Source organism: Klebsiella sp. R445 (genome assembly GCF_051131755.1).
GTDB classification, from domain to species: domain Bacteria; phylum Pseudomonadota; class Gammaproteobacteria; order Enterobacterales; family Enterobacteriaceae; genus Klebsiella; species Klebsiella lignicola.
Genome location: NZ_CP180446.1, coordinates 147,668 through 170,697 on the forward strand (window position 1 = coordinate 147,668; position 23,030 = coordinate 170,697).

The following is a 23,030-nucleotide window of genomic DNA, read 5'->3' on the forward strand; positions in this document are numbered from 1 at the left end:
TTAAATCATTGCCCTTAACAATATTATCTGCCCGTTATTCGCGGTAATTTGCGCCCAGGCATGTAATTGAGAATCATTCAATCATGCGGGAATGTAGTAGTAAATGTTATGTAAGATAAAAAATCATCAATCCGCCACCACGCCCGTTTTGCCCGTTAATAGCGTCATGTCATTCAATTAATATATTGTTTATCAACGAATAAATAGATTGTCGTTGTCGAGGGCTATTCCGTAGTGATGACGGGTGCCGCCTGAAGCGTTGGGGTATTGACTACTACATTCATCCGCCGCATGATCAAAAGAGAATGAGATTTATTTTTGTTTGAGTGCGAACGTGCGGGCGCGATGCCACGCCGTTGCGGCGCAGGAGTGAGTTATGCCACAGCGGGTGATGCCTGCAGAGCAGGGGATCGTACTGGATGCCCTGTCGGCCGGATATGGCCAGACCCTGATTGTCGACGATATTCATCTGACGATCCCTCACGGTAAAATGACGGTGCTGGCCGGGGCCAACGGCTCGGGTAAATCCACGCTGCTGTCAACCATCGCCCGTATGCTGAAGCCGCTTGGCGGCAGCGTTCGTCTGGACGGGCAGTCCATTCACGAGATGCCGACCCGGGCGGTTTCACGCCAGTTAGGCATTCTGCCGCAGTCGCCTCTGACCCCGGAAGGGCTGACGGTGTTTGAACTGGTATCGCGCGGGCGCTATCCCTGGCAGGGGTTTATGCGCCAGTGGTCGGATGCCGACCAACAGGCGGTGGAAGAGGCGATGGCGCTCACCGGCACCACGGAATTTGCCCGTTTGCCGGTAGACAGCCTCTCCGGCGGCCAGCGGCAGCGCTGCTGGATAGCCATGGCGCTGGCCCAGCAAACGGCGACCATTCTGCTCGACGAACCCACCACCTGGCTCGATCTGCGCTACCAGGTCGATATCCTCGAACTGCTGCAAACCCTGACCCGTGAACACGGGCGTACGGTGGTCACGGTGCTGCACGACCTGAACTTCGCGGTCAACTACGCCGACCTGCTGGTGTTCCTTAAACAGGGGCGGATCGCTGGTGTAGTGGGGGAAGATGAATGCTGTACCCCGGCGCTGATCAAAACCGTGTTTGACGTTGAGGTCCAGATGTCTCTCAACCCGCAAACCGGCAAACCTTTCTTTATGCCTTTCCGCTCGCCGCAGGGGGCGGGACAATGAGTGCCACCGCGCTGGCGCTGCCGCACCGTCGTCAGTCGCGTCCGCTGCTGGCGTTGGTTCTGCTGATGCTGTTGCTGGCCGGGGCGTCAGTGATCCATTTGGGGCTTGGGGCGCGCTGGATTGCGCCGCAGACGATCCTGCAGGCGCTGACCCATTACGATCCGCGAAATTTTGACCACCGGATCATCGTCGATCTGCGGCTGGTCCGCCTGCTGGCGGCGCTGCTCACCGGGGCGGTGCTCGGCGTGGCCGGGCTGTTGCTGCAGACGGTGATTCGTAACCCGTTGGGAGAACCGCATATTCTCGGGCTGAACGCCGGCGCGTCGCTGGCGGTGGTGGGCACCTCTGCGTTGGGGCTGGGCGGGCTGGCGTGGGAGCGTCCGCTGATTGCCTCCTGCGGTGGAGCGTTGCTGTTCGGTGGGGTGATGCTGCTGGTGACCTCCGGGCGCGGCGGGGCGACGCCGCTGCGCATCACCCTGTGCGGCGTGGCGCTTTCGGCCTTTGCCTCTGCGGTCACCGCGGCCATCCTGATCCTTGATGAACAAACGCTGCTAGCGATGCGCACGTGGCTGGCGGGCGATCTTGCTGGTCTGAACGGTACCATCCTGCGTTCGGCGGCGGTGCCGGCGCTGGCGGGGGCGCTGCTGGCGCTGTTTATCGCGCCACGGCTGAATATCCTGGCGCTGGGCGATAACGTGGCGCTGGGGCTGGGGGTCAAGATCGCCCAGACCCGACTGCTTGGCCTGGCGGCAATTGCCCTGCTGTGCGGCTCGGCGGTGGCGGTGGCCGGGCCGATCGGCTTTGTCGGCCTCGTGGTCCCGCATATTGTTCGCCGGTTGATCAGCGAAGATTTGCGTCTGGCGCTGCCGCTGGCGGCCCCCGTCGGGGCGCTGGTGCTGGTAGTGGCCGACATTGCCGCGCGCACCCTCGTTGCGCCGCAGGAGCTGGCCACCGGGGCGATGACCGCGCTGGTGGGCGCCCCGGTGTTTATCTTTATTGCCGCGAGATTTTTTAAATGAAAGACGTTGCCACTCACGCCGGTTTTCGCCCGCTGCGGGTCGGGTCCTGCCAGCTGCTCATTCGCCCGGCGGCGCTGAAAATCGCCGGCGTGTTGATTGTCGCGATCCTGCTTCTGGCGTGCTTTGGCCTTGCGCGCGGCAGCTTCCCGCTGCCGACGGGCACCCTGGCCCGCGCGCTGTTCGCCCCGCAGGATCTGGCGGAGCAGCCGCGCTTTATCCTGTTAGATATCCGCCTGCCCCGGCTGCTGATGGCGCTGCTCTGTGGGGCGATGCTCGGCCTGGCGGGCGCGGCGATGCAGAGTATTACCCGCAACGGCCTGGCCGATCCGGGGCTGATTGGCGTCAAAGAGGGGGCCAGCGTGGTAGTGCTGGCGCTGATCCTGTTTTTCCCGGCGCTGGGGCTGGTCTGGCGACCGCTGGCGGGGATCCTCGGTGGGCTGCTGGTGGCATTGCTGGTGCTGGCGCTGGCCCGCGACTGCGCACGCCCGCGCTTTATTTTGATTGGTATCGGCGTCTCCTGGACGCTGGCGTCGGCGGTGGGCATTTTCATGACCACCGCCGATGTCCGCGATGTACAGACCGCCATGATCTGGCTGGCCGGAAGCCTGCATGCCGCAACCTGGCCGCTGCTGACGGTGGCCCTCATCTGGGCGCTTCCTGGTGCGCTGATTTTGCTACTCACCGCCAGGGCGGCGGACGTGGCGCTGCTTGGGGATCGCACCGCCGTCGGGCTGGGGGTGCGGTTGCAGAGCCTGACCCTGCTGCGCTTTTTCGCCCCGGTGCTGCTGACCTCGGCCAGCGTCTCCTGCGTCGGCAGTCTGGGGTTTGTCGGCCTGATGGCGCCGCATATGGCGCGCTTTGTGCTGCGCGGCGGCCAGGTGGCGCTGCTGTGCGGCAGCGCCTTGATCGGTGCGCTGCTGGTGCTGCTGACCGACACCATCGGCCGTCTGGCCTTTGCGCCATTGCAAATTCCGGCCGGGATCGTTATCGCTCTGGTCGGGTGTCCATTTTTTATCTTGCTGCTGTGGCGTCGTCGTGACGCCCTGTAACGTTGAAGGGTTGCTATGCGTTGGTTGATCTCTTTGCTGTTGGTGGTGGGCGCTGCTGCTGGTGCCGCCGAAGGTCAGACTCAAATATTTACCGACGATCTCGGTCGGGCGGTGACGGTGCCGCTGCATCCGCAGCGCATTGTCTCAATGCACGATCTCGATATCACGATCCCGCTGATTGAGCTTGGGGTGCCGCCGGTGGCCAGCCACGGGCGGACGCGCCCGGACGGCAGTCATTTTCTGCGCTCCAGCGCCCAGCTGACCGGCATCGATTTCGATAACAGCGCGATTCAGTTTATCGGCACGGCGGATATCGACCTCGAAGCGGTGGCGGCGGCAAAGCCGGATCTGATCATCACCGAACCGAGTCGTCACGTCTCCGTTGAGCAGCTACAGAAGATTGCACCGACGGTCAGCATCGACCATCTGCAGGGCAGCGCGCCGCGGATTTACAGCAAGCTGGCGCAGCTCACCGGCAGCGAAGTGCGGCTGGCGATCCTCGAACGGCGCTACCAGGCGCAGATCGCCCAGCTTAAAGCGATGGTCGACACCCAACATATCAGCGTGTCGGTGATTCAGGCCAATAACGGCAAAGTGACCGTGCACCACTCGTATCATGCCCTGGGACGGGTGCTGCGCGATGCCGGCTTCCGTTTCCCGCCGCTGATCGACAAGATCCCCGACGGCCAGCGCATTGACGTCAGTGCCGAACAGCTGCCGGAACTGGATGCGGACTTTGTTTTTGCCACCTGGCGCTCGGACACCGGCGGAAAACCGCAGGACGAGCTGCAGGCGATGGAGGCGGTGATGCCCGGCTGGTGCGACTTTATGCGCGCCTGTCGTACCGGGCGCTATATCCTGCTGCCGCGCGAAGAGGTTATCTCTAACTCCTTTGCCGCCCTGAGCCTGATGGTGGCGCAGGTGCAATCGCATATTGCCGGGCGGCCTTTGCCAGCGGGGCTGAAATGAAAACCGCGGTGAAAAAAGAGAAAGGGCGGGTCGACCTGTTTGGCGACCGTTTCCGCGCCCGGGCGCACCAGCTGTCGCCGCGTCTGCTGGCGGTGGTCAGCTATATCAACGAAAACCGCGAAGTGGTACTGGAGCGCACGGCGATGGAGATTGCCGCCGCGACCCAAACCTCAGACGCCACGGTGGTGCGGGCGATTCAGGCGCTGGGGTTTGCCGGTCTGCGCGAACTGAAGCAGACCATGGAGCGCTGGTTTGGCCCTTCGGTCACCTCGTCGGAGAAAATGCTCTCCACGGTCAACGCCCTCTCAAGCGACGTCAATTCGAGCATCGATTTTGTGCTTGAGGGGCATCAGCGCGCCTGCGAAGTGCTGTCCCGTCCCGCCAACCGGGCCGCCGTCGCCCAGGCGGTGGCGCTGCTCAGTGAGGCGCGGCAGGTGGCGATTTTCGGCATCGGGGCCTCGGGGATTCTGGCGGAGTATACCGGCCGACTGTTCAGCCGCATCGGCTTACCCTCCTACGTGATGAACCGGACCGGGTTCAGCCTGGCCGAGCAACTGATCAACCTGCAACGCGGGGACGTGATGATTATGATGGGGCAAAAATCGCCGCATCGTGAAGGGATGACCGCGCTGCGGGAGGCCCGGCGGCTGGGGATCCCGACGATTCTGCTGACTCAGGCGGTGGACTCGCGCTTTAGCCAGGAGGCGCAGGTGGTGATTGACGTCCCGCGCGGCGGCGATAATGGCCGGGTGCCGCTGCACGGTACGGTGCTGGTGTGTCTCGAGATGCTGGTGCTGTCGGTTGCGACCACCTCGCCGCAGCGAACCATCAAGTCGATGAAGCGCATTAACGAATTGCACAAGGCGATCGGCAAGTCCGGCGGCAAGCGCGGCTAAGCGGAGAACCCACCTGGCCGCCGGTGATTACGCGGTGGCTGGTTGCGCATCATCATCGTCATCGCTATCCTCATCGGCCGCCGCCAGCAGGGTCTGCTCCGTTTTCCCCAGACACTGAATCAGCAGGAACAACCCGCCGCTGGCCAGCAGGGTGATCAGTAACCCGTCATAGCCCGATACGCTGATCACCAGACTGCTGATGACCGGTCCGGCCACGCTGCCCGCCGACCAGAAGAATCCCAGCAGCGCATTTATCATGATTAGCTTTTGCCCGTTGAAGGTCTTGCCGGCTCGCACCAGCGAGAGGGTATACAGCGCCCCCGCCGCGGCGCCGAGCACCAGGCAGCCGATAATCAGCTGAACGGGCGATACCAGCAGGAACGGCAGCGCCAGCAGGGAGAGGCAGAACACCGCGGCGCAGCTGAGGTGCACCCGACGGATGCCGAAGCGGTCGGCCACCCAGCCCAGCGGTGCCTGGAACAGCGCATCGCCGGTTAAGACGATGGTCACCAGCAGCACCGCCATCGCTTCGTTCAGCCCTTTATCCATGCCGTACAGCGGCAGCAGCGCCAGGATGCTGGCGTCAAAGAAGGCAAAGCAGAATACCCCGGAGGCCAACACCGGTAAGAAGGCGCCGAGGCTCCGCCAGCTGGCGCGCTCTGACAGGGTTTCGCGGCTGCCGGTTGGCAGATGGCGCAGCATCAGCAGGCAGGCGGCGGTGAGGACGACGACCGCCACCAGCACCCAGATTTGATATTCGCTACCGGCGGAGATCAGCAGCGGCCCCGCCAGCTGGCAGCCGGTGAAGGCTGAGGCATAAATGCCGGTCAGCGTCGCGCGATTTTTGCCCGCCGCGCCGCCGGTGATCCAGCTTTCGCCGAGGACGATAATCACCCCGGACGCGATACCGGTCAGGAAACGAGGCAGCAGCAACTGCATCAGATCCACCGTCAGGCAGGAGGCTATCGTCGCCAGCGCCAACAGGATCAGGCTGGCGCTCAGCAGGTGGCCCATCTCAAAACGACGGCACAACGCAGGGGAGAGGAACGACGAGAGCATCATGCCCGCAGGCGGCAGCGCGGCCAGCAGACCGACGTAGACGGTGTCTGTCTGTTGCTGGGCAAGCTCGAGGCTGATTAACGGCACCGTATAACCGGTGATAAATCCCACTAATGACGCGGCCATGATCATCGCCAGCGTGGGGGCAAGGCGATTCTGGTCTTGGTTAAACATTTTATTCCCGATAACGGAAGTCAACAGGTGGATAATCCGGCGAATTGCCGACAGCTCTGTATATTAATTAATCGTATGGCGGATGTCACCGTTGAAATGACTACTATTATTGATACGTCAGTGCCAGCCGCCGGAAAAACAGCGGGTTTGTCCCTGCGGGGAGTGTTGTCAGCGCGCTGACGAAAGGATATAACCAATAGGGCACTCCGCGGGGGCGGAGGCGTGCTGGCGGGCATAACAATCGAGGCCCGCACTATTTTTCGATCGGCTATTCGTTCAGCTATGCGTTCAGCGTTGAAGCTGTGCAGGAAAGGAGCAAGACATGGCAGTATCGCCATCATCGATCGCTGAGGCCATTCGCTGGCGACGTGAATTTCATGCCTGCCCGGAGCTTGGCTATCAGGAACAGAACACCGCGCGCCGTGTCGCTGAATTACTGACCTCTTTTGGCCTGCAGGTGCATACCGGGCTGGCTGGGACCGGCGTGGTCGCCACCCTGGAGAACGGTCCGGGGCCGGTTATCGGACTACGGGCCGATATGGACGCGTTACCGATTACCGAATCCGGCGATCTCAGCTATAAATCGCGCAATCCTGGCGTGATGCACGCCTGCGGGCACGACGGCCATACCGCCATGCTGCTGGCGACGGCGTCGCATCTGGCGCAGACCCGCCGTTTTCGCGGCACGGTGCACTTTGTCTTCCAGCCGGCGGAAGAGAATCTCGGCGGCGCGCGCAAAATGGTCGAAGAGGGGCTGTTTGAACGCTTCCCGATGGACGCTATCTATGCGCTGCACAACTGGCCAGGTCTGCCGTTAGGCCACGTGGCGGTCAACGAAGGGGCGATGATGGCCTCGCTGGACGCCTTTGAAATCACCCTCACCGGCAAGAGCTGTCACGCGGCAATGCCGGAAAGCGGTGCTGACCCGATCGTCGCCGCGGCGCAGCTGATTATGGCGCTGCAGACCATCCCGTCACGCCGCCTGTCGCCGCAAGAGTCGGCGGTGGTCAGCATTACCCAAATTAACGGTGGCGAAGCGATTAACGTACTGCCGGATAAGGTCGTGCTGCGCGGGACGTTCCGCTGCCTGAGCAACCAGGTTCGCGCCCGGGTGAAAGGGCTGATCGCGCACTACGTCGCCACCCAGCCACAGGTTTCTGACGTGCAGGGAGAAATTGCCTGGTATCCCGGCTATCCGGTGACCAGGAACCATCCCGCACAGGCGCAGAAAGTGCGCGAGGTGGCGATAGCCGCGCTGGGCGAAGCGGCGGTGAACGGGCAGATTAACCCGTCGATGGCGTCAGAAGATTTTGCCTGCATGCTGGAAGCTTGTCCGGGCGCTTATTTCTGGATTGGCACCGATGGCGACATACCGTCAAAGCCGCTGCACAACGCTGGCTACGATTTTAACGACGATCTGATAGCCCCTGGCGTGGCGATATGGACGACCCTGGTGGAGTCGCTGCTGCCGGCTGGCTGAAACGCGCAGCGACGGGGTGAACAGGGAGAGGCGAGGCCTCTCCCTTTTTTACGTCAGCCGTACCGTCAGGCGCTGACCGCCGCCTTCAGACGGGCCTTCATGTCGCTGTAGGCGCGCCAGGCGTACTGCTCGGCCCACTGCTGGTCCTCGATGGCGTCGATTTTCACCGCGCAGTACTTGGTTTCCGGCGTTTTCGAGATCGGATCCAGGTTGTCCTGGGTCAGTTCATTACAGGCGCCGACCCACCATTGATAGGTCATATAGACGGCGCCGCGATTGATGCGGTCGCTGATGTCGGCGCGGGTGATCACTTTCCCGCGTCGCGAGCTGACCCACACCAGCTGCCGGTCGGCGATCCCCAACTGTTCGGCGTCGGCGCGGCTGATCTGCACCCGACCGGGTTCATCGGCAAGGGATTGCAACGCCGCGCAGTTGCCGGTCATGGAACGGCAGGAATAGTGGCCCACTTCGCGCACGGTGCAGAGCACCAGCGGATAGCTGGAATCCGGCGTCTCTGCCGGCGCTCGCCACGGGGCGGCAAACAGCTGGCCTTTGCCGGTCGGAGTATCGAAACGGTTCTCTTTATACAGCCACGGCGTGCCGGGGTGGTCGAGAGTCGGACACGGCCACTGAACGTGGTTCATATCACCCATTTTCTCGTAGGTGACGCCGTAGAACAGCGGGCAGAGTTCGCGCATTTCGTCCCAGATTTGCTGGTTGTTATCGTAATGCATTGGATAGCCCATCTCGGTCGCCAGCAGGCTGATGATCTCCCAGTCGCGTTTGACGTTCGCCGGTGCCGGGATCGCCTTCTCGAAACGCTGAAAACCGCGGTCGGCGCAGGTGAAGACGCCGCCGTGTTCGCCCCATGAGGTCGCCGGCAGCAGGACGTCGGCGATCTCTGCGGTTTTGGTCATGAAGATATCCTGCACCACCACAAAATCCAGCGCCTCGATACCTTTACGCACCAGCCCCAGATCGGCCTCGGTCTGCAGCGGATCTTCGCCCATGATGTAGTAGGCTTTGATCTCTCCCTCCATGGCTTTATGAGGCACTTCGGTGATGCGGGTGCCCACCTGGTCATCCATGAGAGCCGGGTCGATGCCCCAGGCGCTGGCGAATTTCGCGCGCACGGCGGGGTCGGTGACCTCCTGATAGCCCGGGAACAGGTTCGGCAGCACCCCCATATCGCAGGCGCCCTGAACGTTGTTTTGCCCACGCACTGGCCCGACGCCAACGTGTTCGCGCCCGAGGTTGCCGGTCAGCAGCGCCAGGCTGGCCAGCCCTTTAACCACGTCCACCGCCTGGCCGAACTGGGTGACGCCCATGCCCCACATGATGGTGGCTGACGGCGCGGCGGCAAACATTCTCACCGCCTGACGCACCTCCTGCGCCGGTACGCCGGTGACCGCTTCGACCGCTTCAGGCGAGTAGGCTTGTACCGCGTCGCGGTAGGCCTCCAGTCCTTCGGTAAAGCGGTCAACGTAGTCATGGTTGTAGAGATCTTCTTCCAGCAGGACGTGGCCGAAGGCATTTACCAGCGCCATATTGCTGCCGTTATTAAGCTGCAGGTGGCGGTCGGCGATGCGGGCGGTTTCGATGCGCCGCGGGTCGCAGACGATGATCTTCGCGCCGTTTTCACGGGCTTTAATCACCCGGCGGGCGACGATAGGGTGGGAGTCTGCGCAGTTATAGCCAAAGACCAGCAGACATTTGGAGTGTTCGATATCGCTGATGGAGTTACTCATCGCCCCGTTGCCGAGGGCCACCTGCAAGCCCGCCACCGAAGGGCCGTGACAGACGCGGGCGCAGCAGTCGACGTTATTGGTGTTCAACACCGCCCGGGCGAATTTTTGCATCACATAGTTGGTTTCATTGCCGGTACCACGGGACGAACCGGTGGTCATAATGGCGCGCGGGCCGTGCTGCGCTTTGATCTCCCGCAGCTTGTTGGCGGTGTAGCGAATGGCCTCTTCCCAGCTGACCGGGGTTAATTTGCCGCCTTTCTGGTAGCGAATCATCGGCTGCTTGAGGCGTGGCGTCAGGAGCTGGGTATCGTTGAGAAAATCCCAGCCGTAGTATCCCTTGAGGCACAGCTGATTCTGGTTGGTGACCCCATCGGCCGCTTCCGCGCGGATAATTTTATTGTTATCGACAACCAGCTTGAGTTTGCAACCCGCCCCGCAATAAGGGCAAACGCTTGTGACTTTTTTCATCAGTAACAGACCTGTTAACAGTGAATGAAGATCAATGGTCAGGCCGGGCCCGGCCCGCCATCGTCATGGAATCCTTGCGCCGCGATGCTGGCAGAAGGCCGAAGCGTTATGCAGGAGTCATGCCAAAAAATAATTGATTGATATATATAGTTATTTTAATGTCAGGAGCGGCAGGCGTCATGATGTCGTCACTAATGACGATGACGTAGCAGAACGCCCGGGAAGGGCGCTCTGCGGTGGGATCAGACCATTTTCTGCTGGAACTGCGCCAGGGTCTCGGGGGCCATACCGGCTTCGCGGGCCGCTTCGCAGATGGCCTGCCAGCTACCGGCATCCAGCGGGATCCCCTGCGCCAGGCGGGACTGACGATTGGCTTCTTCCCACTCTCCCGGCACCAGAATCGGGGTCTGTTGGTCGTGAGGTGACTGCTTACACCAGTCGATAAAGGCCTCGGTTTCGCCCTGCATATCCGGCGCGTCGAAGGTTTCCGGATTGAGAATAATGGTGGTCATGCAGTTGAAAATGGCGTCGACGCAGGTCTGCAGGCTCGACTGATGGGTCGTTTTGCCGCCGGAGACGGCGCCGCCGAGGATCTCGCACAGCGTCGCCAGGGCGTAGCCTTTATGCTGGGCGAAGGTGAGCAGGGCGCCTAACGGCGAAGTCTGCATGACCGCCGGGTCGGTGGTCGGCTCTCCGTGGGCGTCAATCAGTGAACCCGGCGCCACGGCTTCACCTTTGTGCCAGGCGACGCGGGTTTTGCCGAAGGCAATGGCACTGGTGGCGTAGTCGAGCAGCAGCGGAGGCTGGCCTTTGCGCGGGAACACGACGCACAGCGGGTTGGTGCCAAAACGGCTGTCTTTGCCACGAAACGGCGCGACCATCGGGTCACCCACGACGCTGACAAAGTGGATGGAGATAAACCCTGCTGCCGCGCATTGTTCGGCCCAGTAGCCGATGCGACCGATATGGTGCGCGTTGCGCAGGGCGATAGCCGCCATGCCGTGCTGCCGGGCCTTTTCAATGCCCGTTTGCATCGCCTCATGGGCGACCACCTGTCCAAAGCCGGCGTTGCCGTCGAGGGTTACCACCGCACCGGCATCCTTCATGATGCTGGCGTGCTGGTTAAGCTGCAGATGGCCCTCGGCGTGCGAACGCACGTAGCTCGGGATCATCCCGACACCGTGTGAATCATGCCCGGCAAGATTGGCCGCCACCAGATGGTCGGCGACGAGAGCAGCCTCGTCAGAGGTACTGCCCAGTTGATTGAACAGCGTGGTAACGAACTGATGCAGATCGGTAGCCTGAATACGATATCCGGTTGGCACTGATAAGCTCCTGTAGTTAGCTGATGGTGTTGTTTTTTTTGTTAAAAGCCTGACTCAGTAGGCTTTGTGTTTGCTCAGCCATGCTGCTACAGCATAGGGAGAAGATCAACGTTTGCGCGCGTAAGCGCGATGAGGGGCAAACAACAGGATTGAGGCCCGGGGTGCTGTTCGTGGAGGGCAGAATCATTATGATAAAAATGTAAGAATAATTGATAAAGAGAATATCAAAATGAATATCAGCACCCTGCTGTTAATTATCGTTGCCATCGCGCTGCTGGGGATCTCGGTCTATTGCTTACTGAGCTATATCAAAGAACGCAAAGCCACGCAGTTTAAATCGTTTCGCCACCGCTAAAATAGTAACCTGCGGCTCACTCGCCCGTTTATTGGTGATGGTTGTCGCGCCAGGCTTTTGGCGACGCATGATATTTTTCGCGAAAGCTTTTGCTGAATAACGGATGACTGGTGAAGCCGCAGCGCCAGGAGACTTGTTCAACCGCCAGCTGACGATCCTTTTCCAGCAGCTGGCGGGCCGCTTCCAGCCGAATCTCTTTGATTGCCACCATCACCGATGTACCTTGTTGGTGGAACGCCCGGTCGAGGCTGGCCCTGGAGCAGCGCAGCGCATGGCAAATCAGGTCGGGTGACAGCTGGTGCTGATGATAGTTAAGGGCGATAAACGCGCGCGCGCTGTCGACGAGGTGGCTTAATTTCCCTGTTGAACGCAGCCCGCTTTCTTCGGCCACATCGGCCAAAACCCGCAGTGCAATCTGGTGCAGACCGTCGACAATCACCGCCGTTTCTGGCTGAGATAAACGATCCGATTGCGCATCCAGCAATAACATATGTGATTTTAAAAACTGGGCTAAAGGGTGGTTTTCCAGTGAAACTATCGGGCTGGACAGTTTACCGCTGAATAATGTTTTGATTTTATCGCTATGCGGAATGATATATAGCTGTTTAACATCGTCACACTGATAATGGTAATAATCGCTGCGCTGGTGAACAACCAACATTCCGGCATCCACCTGGCCGCGGGTGGCGGGGGTTCTGCCGCTGATAACCTGTTTACCCTGGAGCAATAACGAAATATAAATCGACGATGAATCTACCTGATGCGGATCGAAGATCGTCTCGTTTTTAGAGCCCATAGCACTACAAAAATCGCCAGAAACTCCGGAGATAGTTTTATGGTTGGCAATTATCGCTTCCGGACGGCGGTTATTCACCACCTTAATACCGTAGCAGTTAAGATTTTGCGATATCCGTTGATAGCGCTCTTCCGGTGCAATATCGGCCGCGCTTAACACATGTGGAACGTACAGCGTCGAAGGTCTGGACATGTTTGTCTCTTATCCCGGGGTGACGGTAGCAGGTGGCTCTGTAGTGTGCTGACATTATAAGATTAATCCTATCACAAGCCAGCGTCCGGGCGATTTTTTACAATTCGGCCAGCGTGCAGAGTCATGGTGGTGCAAGGCTCAGGGGGACTAAAAATAATAATGACGCGGTCGTTTTTATATTAATTTGGCCGTTAGCGATGCGTCGGATTAAATAAAAATAAACAGCAGGTAGGCCAGGGAAATATATTATCAACGGAGGGTGACCTGAGCACCATCGCCAGCAGACCGGCCCAGAACGGGTCGTTGAGCACTATCGCCGTTGACGGCGCTGCCAGGTGTTATCGTGCAATAACACTATGCTGCCACTCTTCGCTGTGCGGCAATTAGTAAATTTTTGGTCTTTAATTTTAAAAAAACTAAACCGGCGGGGTTTCTGTCAGCCCCGGACGAGAATAGCTGGCCGCACAGGCGGGAAAATAAGCGCAAAGCCGTGGTTGGGCGCTGGAGCCGGGAGATGCGGTGGCCTTCCATTATCGCACGGTGCACGGTGCCAGCGGCAATCATACCCAGCGCGCGCGCCGGGTGTTCTCCGCCCGTTGGGTCGGCGATGACGCTACCTTTGTCGATCGCGGCGGGGTCACTTCACCGCCGTTCCCGGAACTGACCCTGCAAGATGGTGAGGCGCTGATCTCACCGCTGTTTCCGCAGGTCTGGCCGCGCGCTGTGGCGTAACATGTGCGATGGGTTCGACACACCGTCGGACCCAGTTTTACTGCGATAATGCCATTTAAGTTGCACAATAGATTTTTTCTCAGCCGTATTTCTGGTGCTTAACCTATTACGCAGTTAATAATGTTAATTGATTAGCGTTATTTGATTTCCATTTATTTTATAAGATAGAGCGTTTGCCTGCTTAATGTTGTCTTAATATTTGCACCCTTCCTGCAGTGCCGCCGAACGTCTGCCAATGCGGCTGTCTGATATTTAATTCCGCCAGCGTCACAAAAGCCGGAAAAAAACAAACCCTGCCATTGCAACCCTCAGCATGAGCGCTATAAGTTAATTTTACGTTAATTAAATGATAATAAAGGGTTGGATCTATGCATAGGAAAATGAGCGGTTTAGTGGTTTCACTGACAGCAGTCTTCTCCTGTTCTGTTCTGGCAGCATTACCTCAGGGTTACCCGGCAGATTATCAAAAAGTGATTAATGCCGCGCTGGAAGAGGGCAAAGTGGTTATCTATTCCACGACGGATATTAAAGCCTCGGGGCCGTTAATAAACGGGTTTGAGACCCAGTACCCTGGGGTGAGAGTGGAATATAACGATATGAACAGTACCGAGCTTTATAACCGCTTTATCAGCGAACTGGCCGCCGGTGGCGGCAGCGGTGATGTGGTCTGGAGCTCCTCGATGGACACGGCGCTGAAGCTGGCGACCGAGTACGCCGTGCCGTATGCCTCGCAGGAGCTGGACAAGCTGCCGAAGTGGGCGGTGTGGCAACAAAAAGCCTACGGAACCACCTACGAGCCGGTGGTTTTTATCTATAACAAGCGCCTGATCCCGCAAAATGAGGTCCCGGATTCACATACTGCGCTGGCGAAGCTGGTCGCCGCTCAGGCCGATAAGTTCAAAGGCAAAGTCACCACTTACGATATCGAAAAGTCCGGGCTGGGCTTTATGCTGGCGGTGCAGGACAGCAAAGCGGACGCTAATTATTTCGGCGATCTGGCCGGGATGGCGAAAGGTGGCCTGACCGTGCAGTCTTCCACCGGCACGATGATGGAAAGGGTCTCTTCGGGGGAAAACCTGCTGGGCTATAACATTCTCGGCTCCTATGCCGAAGCGCGGGCCAAAACGGACCCGTCATTAGGTATTTCGTATCCGAAAGATTATGTGCTGGTGTTATCGCGGGTCTCTTTTATTTCTCAGGAGGCCAAACATCCTAATGCCGCCAAATTGTGGTTCGATTATGTGCTGTCGAAACAAGGGCAAAGCATTCTGGCTAATCAGGCCGATATTCCTTCGATTCGCAACGATATTGACGGGGAAAATGATATCGACGGGATGACCAAAATGCTGGGTAATGCGCTGAAGCCGATTCCGGTCGATGAATCATTGCTGGAATATCTGGAACCGAAAAGCCGTCTGGAATTTATCAAACAATGGCGTAGCGCCGCCGCAAAATAATGTCCTGTCAGGCTGTGTGATTTGCCATGCAGCCTTTTTCGTGCCTGCGCTTTGCCCGTCTGGTTATGCAGTGCACCGGCTTAAAGGGATGGTATATGAATGTATCAGGCAGAAAGTTGCAGGGACTGCCGCGCGGCATCGTCGTCCTCATTACCGCATTAGTGATTTATGTCCCGCTGCTATTTATCGTGGTGCAAAGTTTTCTTTCGGCACCTTTTTTTGCGCGCTCGAAAGAAATCAGTCTGGAAGCCTTCGCGTTTATCTTCAGCGATCCCGATTTTTATCTCGCGCTGAAGTCCGGTTTTATTCTGGCGTTTGGCCTGGTGGCGATTGCTATCCCGCTTGGGGGGATCCTCGCATTTCTGATGGTGCGTACCGACTTGCCCGGTCGGCGGTTTATTGAGCCGCTGATCCTGGTCCCGGTGTTTGTCTCGCCGATGGTACTGGCCTTTGGCTATGTAGTGGCGGTGGGGCCGGTGGGCTTTCTCTCGCAATGGGCCGGGCAGCTGCTGGGATTTGTGCCGTGGAACATCTACTCGATGTTCAGCATCGTGGTGATTGCCGGGCTGACCCACGTTCCGCATGCCTACCTGTATATCTCTTCGGCATTGCGCAGCGTCGGCTCGGACGTCGAGGAAGCGGCGCGCACCGTCGGGGCATCGCCGCTGCAGATTATGACGTCGGTCAGCCTGCCGATGGTGCGCCCGTCGATCCTGTACGCCTGCGTGCTGTTGTTTTTTCTCGGTCTCGAAGTGTTCGGCCTGATGCTGGTGTTGGGCGACCCGGAAGGCAATATGGTGCTGGCTACCTACCTCTATAAGCTGACCAATAAACTCGGCACGCCGTCCTATCACCTGATGGCGGCGGTGGCGGTGGTACTTATCTGCATCACCATTCCGCTGGTGATGCTGCAGCGCCGCCTGATGCGTACCGCTAATCGCTTCGTCACCATGAAAGGCAAAGCCTCGCAGGCGCGGGCGCTGCCGTTGGGGAAATGGCGCTGGGTCGCCGGTGCGGTGGTGGTCTTGTGGCTGACGGTGACGATTGGCGTGCCGCTGCTGGGGGTGGCGCTACGGGCGTTTATCTCCAACTGGGGCGTTGGGGTGTCGATTTGGGACCAGCTCTCGCTGACCACCTTCCACAATATCTGGCAACAGCCGAATCTGTTGCGGGCCATTGTCAACTCGATGGCGATCGGGGTGTTTGGCGGCGCGCTGGCGGTGGTGTGTTATCTGTTTGTCGGCATTGCGATGCACCGCAAAGCGGATAATGTCACGCGTTTTCTCGACTACAGCGTGCTGGTTCCACGGGCGGTACCGGGTCTGCTGGCGGGGCTGGCGTTTTTGTGGGTGTTCTTGTTCCTGCCGATGTGGCTGGATCAGTCGCTTAAGAATGGCTGGCTGTCGGCGCTGCCGGTGGCAGACTGGCTGCGCGAACACCTGATTGTCCAGCTCCGGGCGCTGCGCAATACCATCTTCAGCGTCTGGCTGGCCTACACCGTGGTGTGGATGGCCTACGGCCTGCGCCTGATCTCTTCCACCCTGTTACAGGTCGCGCCGGAGCTTGAAGAGGCCGCCCGCAGCACCGGTGCGTCGCGTGGCCAGGTTACCCGCCACGTCACGGTGCCGCTGTCGCGCTACGGCTTGATTGGCTCCTGGCTGCTGATGTTCCTGATTTTTGAGCGCGAGTATTCCACCGGCGTCTATCTGCTATCGCCGGGCACGGAGACCATCGGTTCGATGCTGGTGTCGCTCTGGGCGGCCGGGGCTATCGATATTGTCGCCGCACTCTCGTTTATCAATATTCTGCTGGTGGTGGTTGGACTGGGGATCGCCCTGCGGTTTGGAGTGAAATTACATGATTGAATTATCGGTAGAAAACCTGCATCTGACCTATGGCGACAACCCGGTGTTGAAAGGGGTGTCGATGGATCTGAAACGTGGAGAAGTGGTGTCGCTGCTGGGGCCATCCGGCAGCGGGAAAACCACCTTGCTACGTGCCGTTGCCGGGCTGGAGAAACCCTCCGGCGGGCGCATTACCATTGGCAAACATCAGGTTTATGACGGCAACCCGCGCAGCGAGATCCCGGCGGAAGAGCGTAATCTTGGGCTGGTGTTTCAGTCCTACGCTTTGTGGCCGCACAAGACGGTGTTTGAAAATGTCGCTTACCCATTGCGGCTGCGTAAGGTGGCAACTGGTGAAATCAAGCAACGGGTGCAGGCGGTGCTCGATCAGTTAGGGCTGGGGCACCTTGGCGCCCGGCACCCGCATCAGCTGTCGGGCGGGCAGCAGCAGCGCGTCGCCATTGGCCGGGCGCTGGTCTACAACCCGCCGGTCATCTTGCTTGATGAACCGCTGTCAAACCTTGATGCCAAACTGCGCGAAGAGGCCCGGGTATTTTTGCGCGAGCTGATTATCACGCTGGGGCTATCGGCGCTGATGGTCACCCACGATCAGAACGAAGCGATGGCGATTTCTGACCGCATCCTGCTGCTGAATAATGGCGTGATTGAGCAACAGGGGACGCCGCAGGAGATGTACAGCACGCCGGCCACGCTGTTCGCCGCCGAGTTTATGGGCAGCAACAACCGCCTGCACGGGAAGATAACCGCGCTGGTTGACGGGCGGGCGCGGATCGAGGGGGCGAGCTGGGCGCTGTGGGGGATGGCGGGCGACCGGGTCAGCGTCGGGCAGGAGGCGACGGCGGTGATCCGCGTCGAGCGTCTGCAACTGGGCTCCACGCCGCAGGACAACATGCTGGAACTGCCGCTATTAACCAGCATGTACCTGGGGGACCGCTGGGAATATCTGTTCCGCACTCAAGGGGACGATTTTGCGATTCGCGCCTACGGCAACGCGCTTCGCGATGCGCAACATTGCCACCTGTCTTTCCCGGCCCATGACCTGTGGATTTTCCCCAAATCATAGCGCCGGTGCGGTTTCCCGGGCGGCGGCAATCGTTGATGCCGTCACCCGCGCGCGATGTCAAGGCAGGGCGCAGATTATGAAAGATAGACGTTGGCTGCCGTAGGGCCGCGCAAGCCGTTCACTCGACGAAATTCAACGCGAATACCTGGAGTAATTATTTCTGATTCGCCTGGGGATAATGCTGAAATATGGACCTGAACGTCTTTACGACCATCGGAGGGAATTATAAGGCCTTTGCCGGTTTTATTATCAAACGCTTTGACAATGCCTGTCATTTTTTGGAACAAATAAAATCCTTGTGAAAATAAATACCAGCATATTATACATTAAATAAATGATAAAGCCATCTGTTTTATTTTTTCACCGGCGCAGATTTCGATTTGTCCACAAAAGTAACAACCGATTGCACCAGGCATTCAAGGTGATCAGATAGCTCTAATCAAAATTGGATTTCGTGGAACAATCAGCGTCTGGTATCTGGCAATTAAGCAGCGGTTTTCGCTGTGGTCTGGAAGAGTTTGTGGCAGTAAGGGCAGATGAGCTGGGAGCCTTTTTGTACTCGGCTAAAGCTGTGTTCGGAATCTTGTGAGCAATGTGGGCAGGTGCATTTTACAAGGTAATTACGGCGGGTTTTGTTATTTTTTCGATCTGACATATGATTTCCTTCCTGATTTAATGGCCTGAAACCATACATCATTATCAAATGAATAGCTCGGAATGATTGTGTATCGGCAAAAATAAGCCAGGGCCGGGTCTGCGAGGGTAGCAGCAGTTTATCGCTCAGAAGGCGCCAGACGCCCCCCTCCTGAGCGACCACGATGATTTATTGTGCGACCCAACCCCCGTCCATGTTCCACGCCGCGCCGCGTACCTGTGCGGCACCGTCGCTGCAGAGAAACAGCGCCAGCTCCCCTAACTGTTCCGGGGTGACAAACTCGCCGGACGGCTGTTTTTCCGCCAGCAGCTGTTCACGGGCCTGTTCGGGTTCAGCGCCTTCGCTGATGCGCTTGTCTATCTGCTGTTGCACCAGCGGCGTTAATACCCAACCGGGGCAAATCGCGTTACAGGTCACGCCAGTTCTGGCGGTTTCCAGCGCCAGGGTTTTGGTCAGTCCCACGACGCCGTGCTTGGCGGCGACGTAGGCCGATTTATCCTTCGAGGCCACCAGCCCGTGCACCGAGGCAATATTGATAATGCGCCCCCAGTTACGCGCCCGCATGCCGGGCAGCGCCAGGCGGCTGGTGTGGAAGACGCTGGAGAGATTAATCGCAATAATATCGTTCCACTTCTCGACGGCGAAACTCTCCACCGGCGAGACATGTTGGATCCCGGCGTTATTGACCACGATATCGACGCCGCCGAACTCGGCGTTAGCGTAGGCCATCATGGCTTCAATCTGCTGCACATCGCGCAAGTCGGCATCGTGGTAGCCCGGCGTTTTCCCGACCTGAGCCACCGCCGCCCGCGCGGCTGCGCTGTCGCCAAAGCCGTTAAGGATCAGCTGCGCGCCGGCTTTCGCCAGCACGGTGGCAATCCCTAAACCGATGCCGCTCGTTGAACCGGTGACCAGCGCCACTTTTCCGTTCAGATTCATCATATTTTCCTTAGTGATTCGGTTAAACCGTGCCCGTCAGACAATACCGGTTAAGTAGAAGACAGCGATAACAAACAGCACCGCCAGACTTTTAATCAGGGTGATGGCAAAAATGCCGCCGTAGGCCTGACGATGGCTGAGGCCGGTGATCGCCAGCAGAGTGATCACCGCGCCGTTATGCGGCAACGTGTCCATTCCGCCGCTGGCCATCGACGCCACGCGGTGCAGCACCTCCAGCGGAATATCGGCGGCGTGGGCCGCGGCGATAAAGGTCTCTGACATCGCCGCCAGCGCGATGCTCATCCCGCCGGAGGCGGAACCGGTGATCCCCGCCAGAACCGTTACGCTGATCGCTTCATTGAGCAGCGGGTTAGGAATGGCGGTGAGCGCTTTGGATAACACCAGAAAACCCGGCAGGGCGGCGATTACCGCACCAAAACCATACTCCGATGCGGTGTTCATCGCCGCGAGGATCGCCCCGCTGACGGCGGTCCGGCTGCCTTCCGCGAGACGGCCACGAATGTTACGAAAACCGAACACCAGCACCATCAGGATGCCAGAAATCAGCGCCGCTTCCACGGCCCAGATCGCCGTGATTTTGCCCACTTCCGTCACGATGGGTTTCGCCAACCCCGGCAGAACCAGCTCGTGGCTGGTGCCGTACCACTGCGGGATCCAGCGGGTAAACAGCAGGTTCAGCACCCCAACCAGCAGCAGAGGGGCAATGGCAATCAGCGGATGGGGCAGGTTGATGTTATCCGGCGTATCCGGCTCATTTTGCAGATCCGTGCCGTAACCTTCGCCCTTAGCCTGCGCTTTGCGACGCTGACGCTCCAGCCACAACAGGCCAAAGGTGATGATAAACAGCGAACCGATAAGCCCGAGCCAGGGGGCGGCCCAGGCGTTGGTGCCGAAGAAGCTGGTGGGGATAATGTTCTGGATCTGCGGGGTACCGGGCAGGGCATCCATGGTGAAGGAGAAGGCCCCCAGCGCCACGGTGGCCGGGATCAGCCGTTTGGGAATGCCGCTCTGGCGGAACAGCTCGGCGGCAAACGGGTACACCGCAAAGGCCACCACAAACAGCGAGACGCCGCCGTAGGTCAGCAGGGCGCAGACCAGCACGATCACCGGAATGGCGTGGCGGCGGCCGAGAATGCGAATTGCCGCGGCGACGATGGAGCGCGAGAAACCCGACAGCTCAATCAGTTTGCCGAACACCGCCCCCAGCAGGAACACCGGGAAGTACAGTTTGACGAAGCCGACCATTTTTTCCATAAACAGACCGGTAAAGGTCGGGCCAACCGCGCCAGGGTCGGTGAGCAGCACCGCGCCGAGGGCGGCGATAGGGGCAAACAGGATAACGCTGTATCCGCGATAGGCTGCCAGCATCAGTAATGCCAGCGCGGCCAGGGCAATCAAAACACTCATCACGACACCTCACTCTCATTGTTATTGTTGGGTACAGTTCGCGAAGTTACGGTTTCAGGGCATAGCGCAGCAGGTGTTCCCGGCGCGACTGGATGCGGGCCGTCCGGGCGTTATCCCAGCAGTAAAAGCCTTGCCCGCTGCGGGTACCGGTATCGCCCCGGGCGACCTTCTCCGCCACCAGGTCCATCATTTGCGTCCCGCTCGCCAGCTCCGGCAGCAGGTGTTGACAGATATCCTGGACCGTCGCCAGCCCGGTCATATCTGCCGCTTCCAGCGGGCCGACCATTGCGTAACGGCGGCCGAGAGAGGCCCGCATAACCCGGTCAACCACCTCCGGAGAGGCGATGCCGCTATGGACGATATGCAGCGCTTCACGCAGCAGGGCAAACTGCAGGCGGTTGCCGACAAAGCCCGGCGCCGCGCGGTTCAGCACCACGGCTTCGAGAGCGGTGGTGGTAAAAAAGTCGCTGACCAGCGTCGGCAGTTCCGCCCGGGTAGCGCTCCCGGGCACCACTTCCACGAGCGGAATAAAGTGCGGCGGATGCCAGAAGTGGGCAATCAGCAGGCGATTCGGATGGGTCATGCCTTCGGCGAGACGATCCGGCGGCAGGCCGCTGGTGTTGCTGGCGATGATGGCGTCAGCGGCGATTAACGTTTCCAGCTGCGCGTACAAGGCATGCTTCAACGGCAGACGTTCAGGGATCGCCTCGATCAACAGCGTGCACTCCGCCAGCTCGTCGAGATGGCGGGTGCCGACCAGACGCGCCAGCACCGCGGGTTGCGCGGCGATGTCGAACTGTCCGCTGTCGCGCAATTCATGCAGAATGGCCGCGGCCACGGCGGGGACTTCGGCAAGGCGTGCCGGGTCGGTGTCGTAAAGCCGCACCCGATGGCCGTGGCGTGCAAAGTGGCAGGCGATGCCGATCCCCATAAGACCGGCACCCAGTACCGCCAGCGTTGGTTTATACATAGTGACTCCTGTTAGCGTGCAATCGTCATAGCGATACCCTGACCGCCGCCGACGCACAGTGTGGCAAGCCCTTTACTGGCGCGCCGACGCTGCATTTCATGCAGCAGGGTGACGAGGATCCGGCAGCCGGAGGCGCCGATAGGGTGGCCCAGCGCAATAGCGCCGCCGTTGACGTTGACCTTGCTGCCCTCCCAGCCGAGGGACTGGCCCACCGCCAGCGCCTGAACGGCAAAGGCTTCATTGGCCTCAATCAGCTCCACTTCATCCAGTTGCCAGCCGGCCCGTGCCAGCGCCATCTCGCAGGCGCTGACCGGCCCAATGCCCATCACCGCCGGATCGACCCCCGCCACGGCGGCGCTGACGATGCGGCCCAGCACCGGTAGCCCGAGCTCTCGGGCCTTATCGGCGCTCATCAGGAGCACCGCCGCCGCGCCATCGTTTAATGACGAGGCGTTGCCGGCGGTGACGGAACCGGTGTGCTGGCGGAATGCCGGGCGCAACTGCGCCAGCTGCGCCGGGGTGGTGTCCGGGCGCGGCTGCTCATCGCGGGTAATGGTCTGCGGCGGCTGTTTGCCCTGTTTGACGGTGACCGGAACGATCTCGTCGTCAAAGCGGCCCGCTTCGGTTGCCGCTGCCGCTTTAAGTTGGGATTGGGCGGCAAAGGCATCCTGCTGCTGGCGGTCGATGGAATAGCGGTCGGCCAGATTCTCCGCCGTCATCCCCATGTGGTAGTCATTGAAGGCATCCCACAGGCCGTCCTGGATCATGCTGTCCTGCATGCTGCTATGGCCTACCCGCAGCCCGGCCCGGGCGCCGTCAATCAGATAGGGGGCATTGCTCATGCTCTCCTGGCCGCCGGCGATCACCACCTGCGCGTCGCCGCTGCGGATTGCCTGCACCGCTTGCTGTACCGCCTTCAGACCGGAACCGCACACCAGATTGACCGTGACCGCCGGACAGCTGACCGGCAGACCGGCGCGTAATGCTGTCTGACGCGCCGGGTTTTGCCCGCAGCCGGCGGTCAGGACCTGGCCGAAAATCAGTTCATCGACTTCCTCGGCCGGTAACGCACAACGGGCCAGCAGGCTACGAACCACCTCGGCGCCCAGTTCAACGGCGGAAAGGGTTGAGAAGACACCGCGAAAACTGCCTATGGGCGTGCGGACGGCGCCGACTATCACGACTTGGTTCAT

Annotated in this window: 20 protein-coding genes and 1 pseudogene; 11 read left to right on the plus strand and 10 right to left on the minus strand. The window is 59.6% G+C overall.

The window, feature by feature from the left end; translation table 11 throughout:
• Positions 1-376: 376 nt before the first annotated feature.
• Genes ACMYSN_RS00685 through ACMYSN_RS00705 form a run of 5 tightly spaced genes read left to right on the plus strand, consistent with a single transcriptional unit; the run spans position 377 to position 5,131 of the window.
• Positions 377-1,198, plus strand: coding sequence for an ABC transporter ATP-binding protein (locus ACMYSN_RS00685; RefSeq protein ID WP_462496619.1), 822 nt, complete (start codon positions 377-379; stop codon positions 1,196-1,198).
• A complete protein-coding gene (locus tag ACMYSN_RS00690) occupies positions 1,195-2,217 on the plus strand; it encodes a FecCD family ABC transporter permease (protein WP_462496620.1) in 1,023 nt (340 codons plus the stop codon). The genes ACMYSN_RS00685 and ACMYSN_RS00690 overlap by 4 nt, the downstream gene beginning before the upstream one ends.
• On the plus strand, positions 2,214-3,266 hold the full coding sequence (locus ACMYSN_RS00695; protein WP_462496621.1) for a FecCD family ABC transporter permease: 1,053 nt from the start codon (positions 2,214-2,216) through the stop codon (positions 3,264-3,266). The genes ACMYSN_RS00690 and ACMYSN_RS00695 overlap by 4 nt, the downstream gene beginning before the upstream one ends.
• 15 nt (positions 3,267-3,281) lie before the next feature.
• A complete protein-coding gene (locus tag ACMYSN_RS00700) occupies positions 3,282-4,235 on the plus strand; it encodes an iron-siderophore ABC transporter substrate-binding protein (protein ID WP_462496622.1) in 954 nt (317 codons plus the stop codon).
• Complete coding sequence (locus tag ACMYSN_RS00705; protein ID WP_154145112.1) at positions 4,232-5,131, plus strand: MurR/RpiR family transcriptional regulator; 900 nt, start codon at positions 4,232-4,234, stop codon at positions 5,129-5,131. Before ACMYSN_RS00700 ends, ACMYSN_RS00705 begins: the two co-directional genes overlap by 4 nt.
• Before the next feature lie 27 nt (positions 5,132-5,158).
• On the opposite strand, the gene ACMYSN_RS00710 is transcribed toward ACMYSN_RS00705, so the two are convergent.
• A complete protein-coding gene (locus tag ACMYSN_RS00710) occupies positions 5,159-6,364 on the minus strand; it encodes an MFS transporter (RefSeq protein ID WP_462496623.1) in 1,206 nt (401 codons plus the stop codon).
• Between the two features lie 322 nt (positions 6,365-6,686).
• Here ACMYSN_RS00710 and ACMYSN_RS00715 point away from each other — a divergent pair, with 322 nt between their 5' ends.
• Positions 6,687-7,844: a M20 aminoacylase family protein gene (locus ACMYSN_RS00715; RefSeq protein ID WP_462496624.1), complete on the plus strand. Its 1,158-nt coding sequence runs from the start codon at positions 6,687-6,689 to the stop codon at positions 7,842-7,844.
• A gap of 65 nt (positions 7,845-7,909) precedes the next feature.
• Here the strand turns inward: ACMYSN_RS00715 and fdhF are convergent, their stop codons facing one another.
• Both fdhF and ACMYSN_RS00725 read right to left on the minus strand, forming a co-directional pair.
• Entirely contained in the window at positions 7,910-10,060 is a 2,151-nt protein-coding gene (gene fdhF / locus ACMYSN_RS00720; RefSeq protein WP_462496625.1) for a molybdopterin oxidoreductase family protein, read from the minus strand.
• A 242-nt stretch (positions 10,061-10,302) separates the two neighbouring features.
• On the minus strand, positions 10,303-11,385 hold the full coding sequence (locus ACMYSN_RS00725; protein WP_462496626.1) for a dehydrogenase: 1,083 nt from the start codon (positions 11,383-11,385) through the stop codon (positions 10,303-10,305).
• 235 nt (positions 11,386-11,620) lie between these two features.
• Here ACMYSN_RS00725 and ACMYSN_RS00730 point away from each other — a divergent pair, with 235 nt between their 5' ends.
• Positions 11,621-11,740, plus strand: coding sequence for a small membrane protein (locus ACMYSN_RS00730; protein WP_148060390.1), 120 nt, complete (start codon positions 11,621-11,623; stop codon positions 11,738-11,740).
• A gap of 28 nt (positions 11,741-11,768) precedes the next feature.
• Here ACMYSN_RS00730 and ACMYSN_RS00735 read toward each other — a convergent pair whose 3' ends face one another.
• Complete coding sequence (locus ACMYSN_RS00735; RefSeq protein ID WP_462496627.1) at positions 11,769-12,728, minus strand: helix-turn-helix domain-containing protein; 960 nt, start codon at positions 12,726-12,728, stop codon at positions 11,769-11,771.
• Positions 12,729-13,223: 495 nt separating this feature from the next.
• Between ACMYSN_RS00735 and ACMYSN_RS00740 the strand changes: the two are divergent.
• From ACMYSN_RS00740 to ACMYSN_RS00755, 4 genes and pseudogenes are all read left to right on the plus strand, one after another.
• Positions 13,224-13,460: pseudogene (locus ACMYSN_RS00740) on the plus strand (phytanoyl-CoA dioxygenase family protein); the annotation flags it as partial.
• A 368-nt stretch (positions 13,461-13,828) separates the two neighbouring features.
• Positions 13,829-14,917, plus strand: a complete 1,089-nt coding sequence (locus ACMYSN_RS00745) for an ABC transporter substrate-binding protein (protein ID WP_123754641.1) — start codon at positions 13,829-13,831, stop codon at positions 14,915-14,917.
• Positions 14,918-15,012: 95 nt separating this feature from the next.
• Positions 15,013-16,782 (plus strand): ABC transporter permease, encoded by a 1,770-nt coding sequence (locus tag ACMYSN_RS00750; protein ID WP_462496628.1) that lies wholly within the window; start codon positions 15,013-15,015, stop codon positions 16,780-16,782.
• Positions 16,775-17,845 (plus strand): ABC transporter ATP-binding protein, encoded by a 1,071-nt coding sequence (locus tag ACMYSN_RS00755; RefSeq protein WP_462496629.1) that lies wholly within the window; start codon positions 16,775-16,777, stop codon positions 17,843-17,845. The genes ACMYSN_RS00750 and ACMYSN_RS00755 overlap by 8 nt, the downstream gene beginning before the upstream one ends.
• A 74-nt stretch (positions 17,846-17,919) precedes the next feature.
• Here ACMYSN_RS00755 and cspF read toward each other — a convergent pair whose 3' ends face one another.
• From cspF to ACMYSN_RS00785, 6 genes are all read right to left on the minus strand, one after another.
• Complete coding sequence (gene cspF / locus ACMYSN_RS00760; RefSeq protein ID WP_123754639.1) at positions 17,920-18,132, minus strand: cold shock-like protein CspF; 213 nt, start codon at positions 18,130-18,132, stop codon at positions 17,920-17,922.
• A 197-nt stretch (positions 18,133-18,329) separates the two neighbouring features.
• Positions 18,330-18,542 (minus strand): YnfU family zinc-binding protein, encoded by a 213-nt coding sequence (locus ACMYSN_RS00765; protein ID WP_462498172.1) that lies wholly within the window; start codon positions 18,540-18,542, stop codon positions 18,330-18,332.
• 126 nt (positions 18,543-18,668) lie between these two features.
• A complete protein-coding gene (locus tag ACMYSN_RS00770; RefSeq protein ID WP_462498173.1) occupies positions 18,669-19,439 on the minus strand; it encodes a Rossmann-fold NAD(P)-binding domain-containing protein in 771 nt (256 codons plus the stop codon).
• 36 nt (positions 19,440-19,475) lie between these two features.
• Positions 19,476-20,870: a GntP family permease gene (locus ACMYSN_RS00775; RefSeq protein ID WP_217426891.1), complete on the minus strand. Its 1,395-nt coding sequence runs from the start codon at positions 20,868-20,870 to the stop codon at positions 19,476-19,478.
• A 43-nt stretch (positions 20,871-20,913) separates the two neighbouring features.
• Complete coding sequence (locus tag ACMYSN_RS00780; protein WP_462496630.1) at positions 20,914-21,837, minus strand: 3-hydroxyacyl-CoA dehydrogenase family protein; 924 nt, start codon at positions 21,835-21,837, stop codon at positions 20,914-20,916.
• Positions 21,838-21,848: 11 nt separating this feature from the next.
• Positions 21,849-23,030, minus strand: a complete 1,182-nt coding sequence (locus ACMYSN_RS00785; protein ID WP_462496631.1) for an acetyl-CoA C-acetyltransferase — start codon at positions 23,028-23,030, stop codon at positions 21,849-21,851.